We start from the raw sequence: 16,464 nt of genomic DNA, 5'->3' as shown, positions 1-16,464 counted from the left end.
TAAGCCCCTCATTTCATTTTTTGGCAGGAAACACAAACGTGTGTCCCGCGGTCACCGATTTTCATTTTGACGATTGCCCTGCCGCACATTTTGCAAGGGTCACCATCCCGGCCATATACAAACAAACGCTGTTGAAACATTCCTATATCCCCCTGTGAATTAACATAGGAGCGAATAGTCGTTCCACCTTGATCAACAGCCTCCCGCAATGTTGCTATAGACGCTTCCCAGATGGCTTTTGATTCCTTTTTCTTTAGTTTGTTCGCTTTATGCAACGGGTGGATATTGGCTTTAAACAATGTTTCATCAACATAAATATTGCCGAGACCGGCAACAACCGTTTGATCCAACAATACCGTTTTTACAACTCTTTCCGTTTTTTTCAGCCGCTGATACAGATATTCCGGTGTGAATGTTGCATCGAACGGATCCGGCCCCAATTGGTTCAGCGGCTTATGGCCCCATTCATCCCCTTTAGCAAATAGATGCATCGTTCCAAATTTGCGCACGTCGTTATAACGCAGCTCCTCCCCATTGTTAAACGCAAAAATGACATGGGTATGCTTGGGAACCGGTTTATGTGCAGGGTGAACACCGAATTTGCCTTCCATCCGCAAATGGGAGACTAGCACCACATCGTCCAGCTGAAATAGAAGAAATTTACCTTTCCGGGTGATATCCCGGATGGTCTGCCCAATGAGCTGATACTTAAACTGATCGGTATCATCCGGACACTTAACGATATTAGACCAATGAACAGTTACGTCAGCAATCGTTTTATGAATACAAAGCTGTTTTAATGTTTCTTTGATGGTTTCAACTTCGGGCAGTTCCGGCATGTTATCTTCCCCTTATTTGGCATCAAACCAACTGTCGCCATATTCGTATTCAACTTCCAATGGTACATCCAAATCTACGGTGGATTCCATGACAGCTGGTACCATTGTCTTCAGAGAGTCAATTTCTTCTTTCGGTGCTTCAAGAATTAATTCGTCGTGCACTTGCAAAAGCATACGTGCGTGCATGTTTTCATCTTTTAATGTGTGATTCAAATCGATCATGGCTCTTTTAATAATATCGGCAGCACTTCCTTGGACAGGGGTATTCATAGCCGTCCGCTCGGCAAAAGAACGCCGGTTGAAATTCCTGCTTGTGATATCCGGCAAATAACGTCTTCGTTTCATCAACGTCGTCACATATCCTTGATGTTTGGCTTGTTGAACAATATCATCCATATATCGTTTAACATCCGGATAACTTTCAAAATAACGATCAATGAACTGCTTCGCTTCTTTGCGTGTAATCCCAAGACTTTGGGATAAACCGAAATCACTAATGCCATATACAATCCCGAAGTTGACTGCCTTAGCCTGACGACGCATATTGTCTGTTACATTATCTTTATCAACGTGAAACACGTCCATGGCCGTCCTGGTGTGGATATCCAAGTTATTCCTGAATGCCTCTACCAATTTACTGTCGTTTGCTATATGCGCTAGAACACGCAGTTCGATTTGCGAATAGTCTGCTGCAAACATGATCCAGTCCGTTTGGGAAGGAATAAACGCCTGACGTATTTTGCGTCCTTCCTCCAGCCGGATGGGAATGTTTTGCAAATTGGGATCAATCGAGCTTAACCGACCGGTCTGAGTCAGTGCCTGATTGAAACGGGTATGGATTTTTTGAGTGTTCGCATCCACCACCCGTAGCAATCCAGTCAGATAGGTAGACTGCAGCTTACTGAGCTGTCTGTACAGCAAGAGTTTCGGAATAATGTCATGCTCATGCTGCAGCTGCTCCAGAACGTCAGCGGCGGTCGAGTAGCCGGTCTTCGTCTTTTTAATGACTGGTAACCCTAACTTTTCAAACAAAATCGGACCGAGCTGTTTTGGTGAATTGAGATTGAATTCTTCACCAGCCAAATGATGAATGTCTTCTTCAAGATCCTGCAAACGCTCCTTCAGACTGTTGTCCATTTCCCGCAGGCGTTCGGTGTCGACTAACACTCCGGTATATTCCATTTCACCCAAAATAAGAGCAAGGGGCAACTCCAGTGTCTTTAATAATTCATATTGTTCATTGTCTTTCAGCTGCGTTTCCATATCCTCTTTTAACCGGAAAAGAAGGCTCGCTTTACGAACGATATGGTCGCTTAATTCAGCCTGTTCAGGTACGTTCATTTTGGCGCCTTTCCCGTACACTTCTTCGTCAAATAATACATCGGTTTCCCCCAACCGACGGGCAATGGTTGGAATATCATGATTGTTATCAGCGGGATTAAGCAAGTAAGACGTCAGCAACATATCAAAGACAATTCCCTGGATGTGAATGCCTCGGTTTAGTAAAGCAACCAACGTTTTTTTAGCATCAAAAACAATTTTCTGTTTGCTGCTGTCCTCGACCCATGTCTGAAACAAATGGGAATTCAAAGCAGTTTGTGTAGGAATAAAAAAAGCATTTGTCGCATTCACAATCCCGATGCCTTCTATCTCAGCATAATGGTAATTGTCTTCAAGCATCTCCAGTACCAGCGCCGATTTATCGCCAAGCATGTCTTCAGTAACATCATCAGCAATCACGTAAGAAATAGCGCGGAGTTCTGTTTGTTCGTCGTCTTCTTCAACCGCCTGCTCACTATTTATCCGGCTCAAAAGCGACTGGAATCCCAAGTCCTTAAAGATGGCTCGGACATCCGCCTGCGCATAGCCACTATACGCAATATCATCTATCGTCACGTCAATGGGGGAATATTGATCGATGGTGACAAGCTGTTTGCTCATAAAAGCTTCTTCTTTATAATCATCCAATTTTTCTTTTAATTTGGCACCGCTCACCTCATCCAGCCGGTCATACACGTTATCGACTGAATGAAATTGTTTCAGAAGTTTGGTGGCTGTTTTCTCACCAATACCAGGAACACCTGGGATATTGTCCGAATTATCCCCCATCAATGCCTTAAGGTCGATAAGTTGATGTGGGGTAATGTCCATTTTTTCTTTCATAAAAGCAGGGGTATACGGTTCAACGTCACTGATTCCTTTTTTGGTTAAATGAACGGTGACATGCTCCGATACAAGCTGAAGCAGATCTCTGTCTCCGGAAATGACCGTGATATCCCATCCTTTTTCCTGGGCCTGGTTTGAGAGTGTACCGATAATGTCGTCCGCTTCATATAGTTGAAGCTGATAGTGAGCTACGTGAAATGCATCCAAGACTTCTTTCAGAAGTGGAATTTGTTCCGACAGCTCCGGTGGTGTCTTTTGACGTCCTCCTTTATATTCCTTATAGGTTTCATGACGAAATGTGGTTTTTCCAGCATCGAAAGCGACAAGCAAGTGAGTCGGCTGTTCGTCCTCCAATATTTTTAGAAGCATATTCGTAAAACCATACACGGCATTGGTATAGACACCTTTTTCGTTATTTAACAGCGGCAGTGCAAAAAATGCCCGGTAAATCACACTGTTGCCATCAATCAATACAAGTTTGTTCGACATACGTCAAATCCTCCGATCCGTGTCTGCCTGGTAAATATAGTTTATCATTATCCATGCCTGATTCAAAAGATTATCTCCCGGTTTTCAGACCAGTAAAAGAAATCATTTACAAAAAACAGAAACGAGGCTGGGACAAAAAACGTTTAGTCAAATAAAAATCCGAACTATGATTCGAAAAAACCTGAATCAGTTCGGATTTTTCGTTTAGCGTAGGAAAAACACGGAGATTCCTGCGGGATGAAAAGCCTAGATAAGACCCCGCAGTGCGATAAGCACAAAGCAAAGCTTCCATGAGTAGGCTTCGACCTGCGAGGAGCGTAGGCTTCGACGAATAAGCTTGCAACGCGACGAGCACGAGGAGGCTTATCAGCGCCCGCGGCAAAGAAGACACTGTGAAAGCGACCAAAGAAAGCTTGAACAGATGTCGCGCTTGTGCCTGGTAAGGTGAAAGCGCAGTGTTTTTCCGGAGCGATGGCCACACCTTAAATATATCGTTCGTATTTAGAAGCAATTTGTTCAGTCTTGTCCCAGCCCCGCTTTGTTTTATTTGGGCAAGTAAACATGAAACGTTGACCCGTTATCCGGTTCACTTTCAACGGATATATGGCCATCATGAACTTCCACAATATGTTTTACAATAGCCAAACCGAGTCCCGTTCCACCTGTATTCCGGCTGCGGGCCTTATCCACTCGATAAAATCGTTCAAAAATTCTCGGGATTACTGCCTGGTCAATGCCAATGCCATTATCGGACACGGACACATGAACATATTCCGTTTCATCAAACACGGTTAGTATCACCTCGCCATTTTCTGGTGAATAATTGATAGCATTGGTCAGTAAGTTGATAACCACCTGTTTGATTCGCTCCCTATCGCCTTGCAACGTAATCCCTTCCTGAACATTCATCTCCATGTTAATCCCTTTTTGTTCAGCACGATGTTGAATAATTGGAATAATCTCTCCTGTCAATTTATCCATATGCACCGTTGTTTTGGCAAGTTTGAAATTATCTTTTTCCAATTCGGATAACGTCAGCAGGTCTTCAATTAACCCTTGCAGACGATAGCTTTCGTCATAGATGATGGTTAGAAAACTATGCAGTGTTTTTTTATCATTCATCGCCCCATTCAGCAATGTTTCGGCAAATCCTGTAATGGAGGTGATCGGTGTCTTCAGTTCATGCGATACGTTGGCTACAAAATCTTTTCGCATCAATTCAAGTTTCTTCAGATGGGTGATGTCATAAAGCAGCAACACGGCGCCTTTCAGCATATTCCGTTCATTAAAAATGGGCGCACCAATGATCTCAATATACCTTTTATCGACGTCAATGACTTGTGTAAACGATTCAATAATATTTCTTTCATACAGAAACGTTTGTTGAACAGTTTCATGAATCGTTTCATTTTCCAGCACATCATAGTATAAAAAACTGCGGTAATCCCCGGATTCGCCACCGAACATAGATAGAAATTTCCGATTCACCAAATGGATATACCCTTTTCCATCCAGTAAAACAAGTCCGCTCTGTGTGTTATCAATTACCGTGGACAATTGCTCTTCCTTCATTTGTTCTTGCATCCGAAATTCACTTAAATTCCGTGCCAGTTCATTTAATTTGTTATTTAATTCACCAATATTACCGCTTTCTGTATGTTGAATACGGGTTCGATAATTTCCTTTAAGGAATTCATTCACAGCTTTTGTAGTTTTTTTGATGGGTTTCATATATTTTTCATAAACGTGTAGCATGATTATAAGCAAGCCTACGTATTCCACAATCAAAATTGATCCGAGAATAATATACTCGTTTGTCAGTAGGCTGATGATCGCACCTGTTGCAATCAATAGTATAAAAATACTCGCATGATAGGCGGCCAATGGTTTTGTGAATAATGGACGCAATCGCATTATGTTGGTTCCTCCAATTTATACCCCAGTCCCCTTATGGTTTTAATATAGATTGGTTTTCTGGTATTCGGTTCAATTTTTTCCCGCAAACGGCTGATATGGACATCAACGATACGGGTATCACCTGCGAAATCATAATTCCAGACTGCACGTAAAAGCTGCTCACGTGATAAGACATTTCCTTTATGTAATACAAGATAATGTAATAACTCAAACTCCTTTTTGGTAAACGTTAGAAGTTTTCCATTCATTTCCGCTTCATACCGATTTGGAAAAATAACAAGACTGCCTATGTTCAATGAAGCGCCGGAAATTTTGTCAGTCTTTTCAGTCCGTCTTAATATCGCTTTCGTCCGTGCAGTGACTTCTTTCACACTGAAAGGCTTGGTCAAATAATCATCTGCGCCAAGCTCTAAACCGAGAACTTTATCAAATTCATCATCTTTGGCCGTCAACATCAGAATCGGTGTGTCAATCTGTTTGTAACGCAAATGTCTGCATACTTCCCTCCCGTCCATTTCCGGAAGCATCAGATCAAGTATGATTAAATGATAGGTTTCTTTTTCTGTTTTTCGGACTGCTTCTTTTCCGTCATATGCCGTATCCGTTTCAAATCCTGACTGTTCCAGGTTGAATGTCAAAAGCGTGACAATGGATGATTCATCATCAACAACCAAAATCCGTTTTTTCATGACACATTCTCCGTTCCCCATCAGCTTAGTTGTTTTCATCTTACAATGAACAGGAAATGATGTGAATAGATCGTAACAGAAAAGCCATGGTTATGCTAGTGATGAATGGTTGCATTCGGTATATAGAAAAAGCTTCTCTCTACTTTGAAGAAGGTAGGAGAAGCTTTTCCTATTATTGTCATGAACGAAGCACATCAAGTACATTTTTTACGGTTTCGGCTGACCGGTCCAACGCTGCTGTTTCATCATCGGTCAGATCCAATTCAATGATATCTTCCAGACCATTCCCGCCAATAACTGTTGGCACACCGAGATAAATGTCACGATAACCATACTCCCCTTCGAGATAGGCAATGGATGGAAGGACGCGCCGCTGATCTTTCAAAATGGCTTCAGCCATAACGGTGAGGGAAGCGGCCGGTGCGTAATAAGCACTGCTATTGCCCAATAGACCGACGATTTCTCCGCCACCTTTGCGTGTGCGCTCAACAATGGCATCAAGGCGGTCTTGAGAAATCAGCTTGTCGAGCGGAATACCGCCTGCATGGGAATAGCGAATCAATGGAACCATGTCATCGCCATGACCGCCAAGGACAAAACCAGAGATGTCTTTTACGGACAGGTTTAATTCCTCTGCAATAAACGTGCGGAACCGCGCTGTATCCAATATGCCGGATTGACCGATCACCCGTTCTTTCGGAAGTCCGGATTCTTTAAATACCGTATAAGTCATAGCATCCACCGGGTTAGTCAAAACAATAATAGTCGTCTCCGGTGAATGAGCAACAATGTCCTGCGTGACGGATTTCATGATTTTGGCATTTGTGTTAACCAAGTCGTCACGACTCATTCCGGGTTTTCGCGCGATACCGGCTGTAATGATAACCAGATCGGAACCTGCTGTATCTTTATAATCCGCCGTTCCGATAATGTTGGCATCAAATCCTTGAACAGGACTTGCTTCTTTCATATCCAGCGCTTTTCCCTTTGTTGGGTCTTCCTTATCCGGAATATCCACTAATACAACATCACCAAATTCTTTTTGTGCCATCATCAGGGCAGTGGTGGCGCCAGTGGATCCAGAACCGATGACAGTTATTTTCTTGCGTCTAATAGACATAGTCTTTCACCTTCCAATAAGAAAATGTAGTATGCCGAGTGCTCCGGATTTGACAGTCAATTCATATTTTTGATGAGTTCATCAGCGAATCCACTTGTTTTCACTTCAGTAGCCCCATCCATCATACGTGCAAAGTCATAAGTAACCACTTTGGAAGCAATGGTCTTGTCCATCGCTTTTGAAATCAAGTTGGCTGCTTCTCTCCACTCCAGATGTTCAAGCATCAATACCGCTGACAAAATGACGGAAGATGGGTTCACTTTGTCCATGCCGGCATATTTAGGAGCTGTGCCGTGGGTTGCTTCAAAAATGGCATGACCGGTATCATAGTTGATATTCGCTCCCGGCGCAATACCTATACCGCCGACTTGTGCAGCCAGTGCATCGGAAATATAATCCCCATTTAGGTTCATCGTTGCAACAACATCAAATTCTTTTGGACGGGTCAGAATTTGCTGCAAAAAGATATCGGCAATGGCGTCTTTTACAACCAATTTGCCGGCAGCAACTGCTTCATCTTCCGCCTTGTTGGCTGCTTCTTTGCCTTCTTTTTCAACAATCCGGTCATACTCTGCCCATGTAAAGACTTTGTCACCATATTCTTGTTCGGCAACTTCATAACCCCATGATTTAAAGGATCCTTCCGTGAATTTCATAATATTGCCTTTATGTACCAAGGTGACATTTCGGCGACCTTCCTTAATGGCGTAATCAATGGCAGCACGAATCAGGCGCTTTGATCCGTCTTCGGATACCGGTTTAATACCAATGCCGGATGTTTCAGGAAAACGGATACTATCAACACCCATATCATCCTGCAGAAAACGGACTACTTTTTCTACATCTTCAGTGCCTTTTTGCCATTCGATGCCAGCGTAAATATCTTCTGTATTTTCACGGAAAATGGCCATGTCTACGTCTTCTGGATGTTTAACCGGGGATGGAACACCACTGAAATACTGTACCGGACGCAAGCATGTAAACAAATCCAATTCCTGGCGAAGCGCAACGTTCAACGAACGGATGCCACCGCCGATTGGTGTTGTGAGTGGTCCTTTAATAGCAATTTTATAGTCATCAATGGTTTGAAGGGTTTCATCCGGAAGCCATTCACCGGTTCGATCATACGATTTTTGACCGGCATAGACTTCTTTCCATTCAATCTGCTTTTCACCGTTATAAGCTTTTTCAACGGCTGCCTCAATCACGCGGCGTGCCGCTGCCCAAATATCCGGACCGGTGCCGTCACCTTCGATAAAAGGAATAACCGGGTGGTTGGGAACATTCATTTCACCGTTTTCAACAGTAATTTTTTCACCTTGTGTCATTAAGATTACCTCCTGTTTAATTTCATACACGTTCATTTTACCATAATGTCAGGTATCACGGTAAAACCTTGATATACCAAACGGATTGGCCATACAATAGCCGGGCTTTTTTGATATGGCATCAGCCCGGCGCTGTATGATTAAGTTCTCAAAGGTTTCAGCGATTTTCAATGGGAATATAGGTCTGTGTTTCTGGTCCGACATATTCAGAACGCGGACGGATCAGGCGATTATTATCGTATTGTTCCAGTATATGAGCCAGCCAGCCGGATACACGGCTTGTTGCAAAAATAGGTGTAAACAGGTCGTGATCAATACCCAAACTGTGATAAACCGATGCGGAATAGAAGTCAACATTTGCCGGCAATCCTTTTTCTTCTTTGATGTAGTCTTCGATCGAAACCGACATGTTATACCATTTCGGTTGTTCAGTAATTTTTGTTAACTCCTTCGACATTCGTTTTAAGTATTTCGCACGTGGGTCACCATTTTTATACACCCGGTGGCCCATTCCCATAATCTTTTCTTGATTGGCCATTTTCTCTTTGACGTATGGAATCGCCCTGTCTTCGTCACCAATGTCTGTGAGCATCTCCATCACACGCTCATTGGCTCCGCCGTGCAGCGGTCCCTTTAATGCCCCGATAGCCGCGGTCACACCGGAATAAATATCCGACAGTGTTGCAACACACACGCGCGCTGTAAATGTGGATGCATTCAATTCATGATCCGCATGCAATATTAACGCCTTATTGATGGCTTCTTCCTCGATGTCTTTCGGTTTCTCGCCATTCAACATATACAGGAAATTGGCCGCAAAGCTCAGATTTTCCTTTGGTTGGATGGGTTCTTTGCCTTTGCGGATGCGGGCAAAAGCCGTTACGATCGTTGCAATTTTAGCCTGCAGGCGCACCGCTTTTCGCTTATTGGACGCTTGTTCCATCACATCAGCTTCATCGTCATGCAACCCCAATATTGATACAGCAGAGCGGAGAGCAGCCATTGGATGAACTGTTGATAGATCATATGAATGTAAATGGTCAATAACCGCTTCCGGCAATGTCATGTTGATAGACAGATCATGTTTAAACTGATCGAGCTCTGACTGATTCGGGAGCCGTAAATTCCACAATAAAAAGACGACTTCTTCAAAACTTGAATTCTCAGCCAAATCATCAATCGTATAACCAGCATAGGTGAGCTGATCATTAATAATGGAACTGACGGACGACTGTGTTGCCACAATTCCTTCCAACCCTTTTGCTGTTGACATAACAAACCCTCTCCTTTTCTATGAATGGTTCATTCATCAAGTTCAAGTAACCGTGATTATTACAAAGTGATTGCCATCCCCAAGCCCAATTATAAAGTATTATACAACTAATGTGAATGAAAACTGATTAAAACCAGCAATATTTCTACATTAAGAAGAAGCTTCTTACAAAAAGTTATGTCTTTCATCATGTAATAATGCTGGATGACGTCTATTTCGCCGTTGTTTATCATATGTAAAATAGTACAAGTCTAATGGGCACTTGGAGGGGCGGTATTGTACAAAGAAAAGTTGTTTCCAGTGCTGCGCGCATGCGTTGTTATAGGTGTTTTTATAGCAGGGTACATAGTGTTGAAGCATACATTGCCTTACATATACCCTTTTTTGCTTGCTATATTGCTTTCGATAGTTCTTAATCCCATCGTCACATTTTTGGAAAATAAAGCTCGGCTGCCGCGCGCTCCGGCTGCTTTCTTTGTGATGGCAGCGATTATCGTTATGGCTGCGTTCTCGCTTTATTTTATTACGGCCGAAATGGTTCACGGAACCACTTATTTAGCTGAGCGCGTCCCGGCTTATTTTGAGCATTTGCTGATTATTATAAGTGATGTGTTCGACGACAAACTGTTTCCATTATTTGAAAAGTTTAGCTCCTTTTTCCATTCATTGAGCTCCGACCAGCAAACCACCATTTATGATCACGTCAATAAACTGATCAGCCAATGGGCGAATGACGTTGCTGTTGTATTGCGGAATGTTCTCATGCAAATCCCGGCAGTATTAGCCAAACTCCCTGGCTATGTAGCCGTTTTTCTGTTTATTGTCATGGCTGCTTTTTTCATGACAAGCGATTGGTATGCTTTGACCCACACCTGGAATAAAAAGGTTCCGGCAACCGTCCGTACCATCTGCAGCACTATCTGGGTTCAATTGAGACGAGCTGTATGCGGATTTATCAAAGCTCAAATAGTACTGCTTACGATAACAGCAGCGACAATCTATATAGGGCTTTCGGCAGCCGGTATCAATCATGCCCTGACCATCGCGCTGCTTGCGACAGGTTTGGATATACTGCCATTTATTGGTACAGGCATTGTTTTCATCCCATGGATCATTTACGTATTTATGACAGGCGATCATTCCATAACAATTAAGCTGGTGATCCTGTATGCGATCGTCGTTGTACAACGAGAACTGCTTGAGCCAAAATTGTTATCGAACTACGTGGGACTCAGCCCCCTGGCGACACTGACGGCAATGTTTGCCGGTTTTCAATTATGGGGTGCAGGCGGACTGCTGGCAGGACCATTCATAGCTGTTGTCGGTAAAGTTCTCTATCAAGCAGGCGCTTTCCACTGGTTGGCCCATTTCATAAAAGGGGCTTGATCCATGTCTACCATCGACGGTATATAATGTTACTGTTATTCATCATGTGCCGTAATAGGTGCTGGACCATACGTTTGAAAGGACGTCTTGTAATTGGGATCACGAGCATAAAGCCGACCGCATCAGTTATGAATCCCGGGGAGAACAGAAATACACCGCCAATAAAGATGCAGATGCCATCAATTAAAGCATCGGCAGGCACCTGCCCGCTATTCATGGATCGTTGAGCCCTCTGCCACGTCTCAGTTCCCTGTTTTTTAGCAAGGGAAACACCGGCAACCCCGGTTAAAATAATTAATGCGACAACCCACCAGGGACCGATGATGTTGCCCGCCCAAATAAAAACACCTATTTCCAAAGCGGGTATAATCAGTAAAGCTAATAACAGCCAACGCACGCTATCACCCTTTTAGTTTTTTCGGCTTTCATAACATTTATGATAAAAAGTAAACGGTTCCCCCGTTATGAAACATCGTGACGCCAATGGCTCAGTCGGAATTGGCATTCTATAATACACTGGCATGTCCTCGGTAAATATCACCTTTTGCACCATCAATGGTGATGTCCATTCCGTCTTCCATATGAGTGAACACGTCCTTCACCCCAACAACAACAGGAATTCCGAGACTTAAACCGACGACCGCTGCATGAGACGTCAATCCACCTTCTTCGGTAACGATACCGGCTGCTTTTTTAACGGACTCCATCATATCACGATCTGTTCCATACGTCACAAGAATATCATTTTCTTCGACCTTTGCGAGCGCATCTTCAGCATTCCGGGCAGTAACCGCTCTGCCATATGCACTTCCGCGGCCTATTCCTTGACCTTTAGCCATTACATCTCCTATGACATGAACTTTCATCAAATTGGTTGTGCCGCTTTCGCCGACTGGAACACCTGCTGTAATAATCACCCTGCTTCCTCGTTCAAACAAGTCAGTGCTCAAACTTTGGTCAATGGATATGTCCAGCATTTCATCGGTTGAACGCGCTTTGTTGCCCATTATAGCATGCACACCCCAGACCAACCCCAATTGCCTGTTGACTACTTCGGAAAATGTAACAGCTACTATTGGTACCTTCGGGCGATATTTGGAAATCATTCTGGCGGTATGTCCGCTTTCTGTTGGTGTAATGATGGCACTAACAGATAAATTCATCGCCGTATGAGTTACTGATTGACTGATGGCATCGGTGATTGTCATATGGGAAGACTTGGATCGGTTGCTCAGTATCAATGTGTGATCCAGAGCCGTCTCGGTTTTCCTCGCGATAGCATTCATCGTTTGAACCGATTCAATTGGATAATCTCCCGCAGCTGTTTCGCCGGAGAGCATGATTGCATCCGTTCCGTCAAAAATAGCATTTGCTACATCCGAGGCCTCCGCTCTTGTCGGGCGTGGATTTCGCTCCATGGAATCAAGCATCTGAGTGGCAATGATAACCGGCTTACCAACTGTATTGCATTGTGCAATCAGTTCTTTTTGTACAAGCGGTACATCCTGTGCGGGGGTCTCCACGCCAAGGTCGCCGCGGGCCACCATCAGACCGTCACTGACTTCCAAAATGGATTCAATATTGTCAATACCTTCCTGATTTTCGATTTTAGGAATGACATTTAGATGAGTGGCATCGTATGCTTCAAGCAATTCCTGGATTTCCAGTATATCGGACGGGCGCCTAACGAAGGATGCTGCGATAAAATCCACACCCTGCTCGATGCCAAATTTAATATCTGCCGCATCTTTATCAGTGATTCCGGGCAAATTGATTCTAACATTCGGCACATTGACACCTTTTTTATTTTTTATAGTACCTTCATTCAAGGCTTTAGTTTTCAGTTCCCGTCTTTCATGGTCAATTTCCAGCACTTCCAGTTCAATCAATCCATCATCCAGTAAAATTTTCGATCCCGGATGGACATCATCAATGAGTCCACTGTACGTGATGGAAAATCGTTCGGCGGTTCCTTCGATGTCATCCATGGTCACATAAACAATGCTATCCTTCAGAATGTCGGCTTCTCCGTTAATAAACGAGCCCGTCCTTATCTCCGGCCCTTTTGTATCCAAAAGAATGGCAACTGTTTTTCCTGTTTTGGCTGCTGCCTCCCGGATTTGGTTAATCCGCATTTTATGCTCGTCATAATTCCCATGGGAAAAATTCAGCCTCGCTACGTTCATTCCCGCATCTATCAATTGTGTCAACGTCTCAACAGATTCCGATGATGGTCCGATGGTACACACAATTTTTGTTTTTCGCATTTTCCAGCCTCCTTAAATCGACAGCTCTTTTGATAATTGGTACATGCTGAAATCAATGGTGTGTTTTTGTGCCAATACATCCGCGAACGTATGGGCAACCAGCCTATTGTTTTGAATACCTGCCATCTTCCCGGCTTCACCGTTTAAAAGCAACTCGATGGATTGTGCTCCAAGCCGGCTGGCAAGCACCCTATCCGAGGCTGTCGGGGAGCCGCCACGTTGAATATGGCCGAGAACGGTAACACGCGTTTCCAAATCAGCCTGTTCTTTTATTTTATCGGCATAGCCAAACGCACTTCCAACACCTTCAGCAAGGATAATAATGCTATGTTTTTTCCCGCGGTTTTGTCCGCGATTGAGACGATCGACAATTTCTTGGAGTTCATCTTGTTTTTCCGGTATCAAAATGCTCTCGGCCCCATCAGCAAGACCAGCCCATAGTGCCAAGTCACCAGCGTTTCTGCCCATCACTTCAATGATGAATGATCGTTCATGTGACGATGCTGTATCGCGAATTTTGTCAATGGCGTCAATAACGGTGTTTAACGCTGTATCAAAGCCAATCGTGAAGTCCGTACCAGCAATATCGTTGTCAATCGTTCCGGGAATTCCAATGCATGGATATCCCTTTTTTGTCAGTTTTTCCGCACCGCGAAAACTACCGTCCCCACCAATGATAATCAATCCTTCAAGGCCATATTTCTCCATTTGTTCCATCCCTTTTTGCTGCCCTTCATCGTGTTTGAAATCCTCACTTCTGGCTGAGTGGAGGATGGTGCCACCGCGCTGAATAATGTCGCCAACAGAACCAATATCCATCTTCTCTATATAACCATCAATAAGACCCTGGAAGCCATTTTTCACACCATAAACGTCAATGCCATGATAGATAGCTTTACGCACAACAGCACGAATGGCCGCGTTCATGCCAGGTGCATCTCCACCGCTTGTCAAAATGCCAACTTTCCTCATTGTTTCACCTCATACTTAAACACTGTTATCTCCCTACAAGATATATGTAAATCGAAAAAATATCAATCATTTCAGTTGCCGGATCCATACTGATGGGGATGATAAAGTGAAAGAGGCTGACGTTTGTCAACCTCTTTTATCACTGCATCTATAAACATACAGAATATTACATTTCCTGGTATTCACCGATTTGCTTATATTTTTCCCATCGCATTTCAAGCAATTCATCAACAGGCTTAGCTATCAATTCATCAAGGGATTTTGCCAATACAGCATCCACATTTTGTGCTTGCTGATACGTGTCCTGATGAGCACCACCTCTTGGCTCGCTAATAATTTCATCAACAATATCTAATTCCTTCAGATCATAGGCGGTGATTTTCATCGTTTCAGCAGCTTTCCTGGCCAAAGTCGAATCTTTCCATAACAATGCTGCAGCTCCTTCCGGTGAAATAACGGAATAGGTGGAATTCTCAAGCATATGAATATGGTCCCCGATACCCAATCCCAATGCACCACCGCTTCCACCTTCACCAATGACGATGCAAATGATGGGCACTGAAAGTCCGGCCATCTCCACGAGGTTATGGGCAATAGCTTCACTTTGACCTCGTTCTTCAGCAGCCTTGCCTGGATAAGCCCCTTTCGTATCAATGAAACAGACGATGGGACGATTGAACTTTTCCGCCTGGTGCATATGTCTCAGTGCTTTCCGGTAGCCTTCCGGATGCGGCATGCCAAAGTTTCGTCGAATATTTTCCTTCGTCTCTTTCCCACGTTGATGGCCAATAACGGTCACTGGTCGATCATGATAAAAAGCAATACCAGCAACGATGGCTTCATCATCTCCAAACGAGCGATCACCGTGGAATTCAATGAAATTCGTGAACAATGCTTCGATATAATCCATTGTTGTCGGACGTTTTTGGTGACGTGCCATTTGCACTCGATGCCATGGTTGCAGATTGCCGTAAATATCGTTCTCCAATTTTTCCAGCCGTTTTTCCAGTGTTGCTATTTCCGTTTCCAGATCAATATTGCTGTCGTTTGTAAACGATTTTAACTCAGCAATTTTCTCTTTTAAATCGACAATCGGCTTTTCAAAATCAAGCACTTGATTCATGCATTCTCCCTCCCTTGTGCATGCATGGAAAGAAGAACGGTCAGGAGGTTCTTCAGATCATGACGGTGTACCACTTTATCAAGCTGACCGTGCTTTAGAAGAAATTCCGATGTCTGAAAATCTTCCGGCAGTTTTTCACGGATGGTTTGTTCAATCACCCTTCGGCCAGCAAAGCCGATCATGGCCCCAGGCTCAGCCAGATTGTAGTCACCGATGGATGCAAAACTCGCGGTAACCCCGCCAGTCGTCGGATGCGTCATAACAGAGATCATTAAACCACCGGCTTCAGAAAACCGTTTCACTGCAACGGATGTTTTGGCCATTTGCATGAGACTGAGCACACCTTCCTGCATCCTGGCACCGCCGGAAGCAGTAAAAATGATAAATGGCAATGATTCATTTTTGGCATTCTCGATAGCACGGGTGATTTTTTCACCAACGACCGATCCCATGCTTCCCATACGAAAACTGGAATCCATTACACTGAAAGCAGTTTCCTGTCCATTCATCACACCTTTGCCGGTGACAACACCTTCCTGGAGACCGGTTTTTTGGCGATCTTTGTCCACTTTTTCCTCGTATCCGGGAAATTCAAGCGGGTTAGTCGTCGTTAGATCTCTATCCCATTCCTCCAACGTCTCCTCATCAAATAAACTGCCTATCCGATCCCATGCTCTCAACGGATGGTGATAGTCACAGTTCGGACAGACGTTCATATTCTTATTCATTTCTTTTCGATAGTATATTTTATTGCAATGATGACATTTTTTCATTAAACCTTCGGGAATATCAATTTTACTATCTTCATTGGGAATGGTAGCATATTTTCTTTTTTTGCTGAAAAAATCCTTTAGCAAGGGAATTCCTCCTTTTCCTAACAAACCCGGACCGTTAC

Annotated in this window: 13 protein-coding genes; 1 reads left to right on the top strand and 12 read right to left on the bottom strand. The window is 43.7% G+C overall.

Translation table 11 applies throughout. The annotated features are described in order from the left end of the window. Positions 1-8 precede the first annotated feature (8 nt). The 7 genes from mutM to citZ all read right to left on the bottom strand — a co-directional run bounded on the left by mutM (position 9) and on the right by citZ (position 9,821). Positions 9-839 carry a DNA-formamidopyrimidine glycosylase gene (mutM, locus tag ACZ5Q7_RS09455; RefSeq protein ID WP_343750607.1) on the bottom strand — a complete coding sequence of 277 codons (831 nt, stop codon included), beginning with the start codon at positions 837-839 and terminating at the stop codon, positions 9-11. Between the two features lie 12 nt (positions 840-851). Continuing rightward, a complete protein-coding gene (polA, locus tag ACZ5Q7_RS09450; protein WP_343750608.1) occupies positions 852-3,494 on the bottom strand; it encodes a DNA polymerase I in 2,643 nt (880 codons plus the stop codon). Between the two features lie 543 nt (positions 3,495-4,037). Continuing rightward, on the bottom strand, positions 4,038-5,408 hold the full coding sequence (gene pnpS / locus ACZ5Q7_RS09445; protein ID WP_343750609.1) for a two-component system histidine kinase PnpS: 1,371 nt from the start codon (positions 5,406-5,408) through the stop codon (positions 4,038-4,040). Continuing rightward, positions 5,408-6,100 (bottom strand): response regulator transcription factor, encoded by a 693-nt coding sequence (locus ACZ5Q7_RS09440; RefSeq protein WP_343750610.1) that lies wholly within the window; start codon positions 6,098-6,100, stop codon positions 5,408-5,410. The genes pnpS and ACZ5Q7_RS09440 overlap by 1 nt, the downstream gene beginning before the upstream one ends. A 178-nt stretch (positions 6,101-6,278) precedes the next feature. Next, positions 6,279-7,220, bottom strand: a complete 942-nt coding sequence (gene mdh / locus ACZ5Q7_RS09435; protein WP_343750611.1) for a malate dehydrogenase — start codon at positions 7,218-7,220, stop codon at positions 6,279-6,281. Between the two features lie 56 nt (positions 7,221-7,276). Continuing rightward, on the bottom strand, positions 7,277-8,548 hold the full coding sequence (gene icd / locus ACZ5Q7_RS09430; protein WP_464432794.1) for an NADP-dependent isocitrate dehydrogenase: 1,272 nt from the start codon (positions 8,546-8,548) through the stop codon (positions 7,277-7,279). A 157-nt stretch (positions 8,549-8,705) separates the two neighbouring features. Next, positions 8,706-9,821, bottom strand: coding sequence for a citrate synthase (gene citZ, locus ACZ5Q7_RS09425; RefSeq protein WP_343750613.1), 1,116 nt, complete (start codon positions 9,819-9,821; stop codon positions 8,706-8,708). A 276-nt stretch (positions 9,822-10,097) separates the two neighbouring features. Here citZ and ytvI point away from each other — a divergent pair, with 276 nt between their 5' ends. After that, positions 10,098-11,207 (top strand): sporulation integral membrane protein YtvI, encoded by a 1,110-nt coding sequence (gene ytvI / locus ACZ5Q7_RS09420; protein ID WP_343750614.1) that lies wholly within the window; start codon positions 10,098-10,100, stop codon positions 11,205-11,207. Between the two features lie 7 nt (positions 11,208-11,214). Here ytvI and ACZ5Q7_RS09415 read toward each other — a convergent pair whose 3' ends face one another. The 5 genes from ACZ5Q7_RS09415 to accD form a co-directional block, all read right to left on the bottom strand. Next, a complete protein-coding gene (locus tag ACZ5Q7_RS09415; RefSeq protein WP_343750615.1) occupies positions 11,215-11,604 on the bottom strand; it encodes an FxsA family protein in 390 nt (129 codons plus the stop codon). A gap of 109 nt (positions 11,605-11,713) precedes the next feature. Continuing rightward, positions 11,714-13,474, bottom strand: a complete 1,761-nt coding sequence (gene pyk / locus ACZ5Q7_RS09410) for a pyruvate kinase (protein ID WP_343750616.1) — start codon at positions 13,472-13,474, stop codon at positions 11,714-11,716. Between the two features lie 12 nt (positions 13,475-13,486). After that, positions 13,487-14,446: a 6-phosphofructokinase gene (gene pfkA / locus ACZ5Q7_RS09405; RefSeq protein WP_343750617.1), complete on the bottom strand. Its 960-nt coding sequence runs from the start codon at positions 14,444-14,446 to the stop codon at positions 13,487-13,489. 166 nt (positions 14,447-14,612) lie between these two features. Next, positions 14,613-15,569 carry an acetyl-CoA carboxylase carboxyl transferase subunit alpha gene (accA, locus tag ACZ5Q7_RS09400; protein WP_343750618.1) on the bottom strand — a complete coding sequence of 319 codons (957 nt, stop codon included), beginning with the start codon at positions 15,567-15,569 and terminating at the stop codon, positions 14,613-14,615. Next, complete coding sequence (accD, locus tag ACZ5Q7_RS09395) at positions 15,566-16,426, bottom strand: acetyl-CoA carboxylase, carboxyltransferase subunit beta (RefSeq protein ID WP_343750619.1); 861 nt, start codon at positions 16,424-16,426, stop codon at positions 15,566-15,568. Before accD ends, accA begins: the two co-directional genes overlap by 4 nt. Between the last annotated feature and the right edge of the window lie 38 nt (positions 16,427-16,464).

Source organism: Lentibacillus halophilus (assembly GCF_055395055.1).
This window is presented reverse-complemented; position numbering and strand designations above follow the sequence as displayed.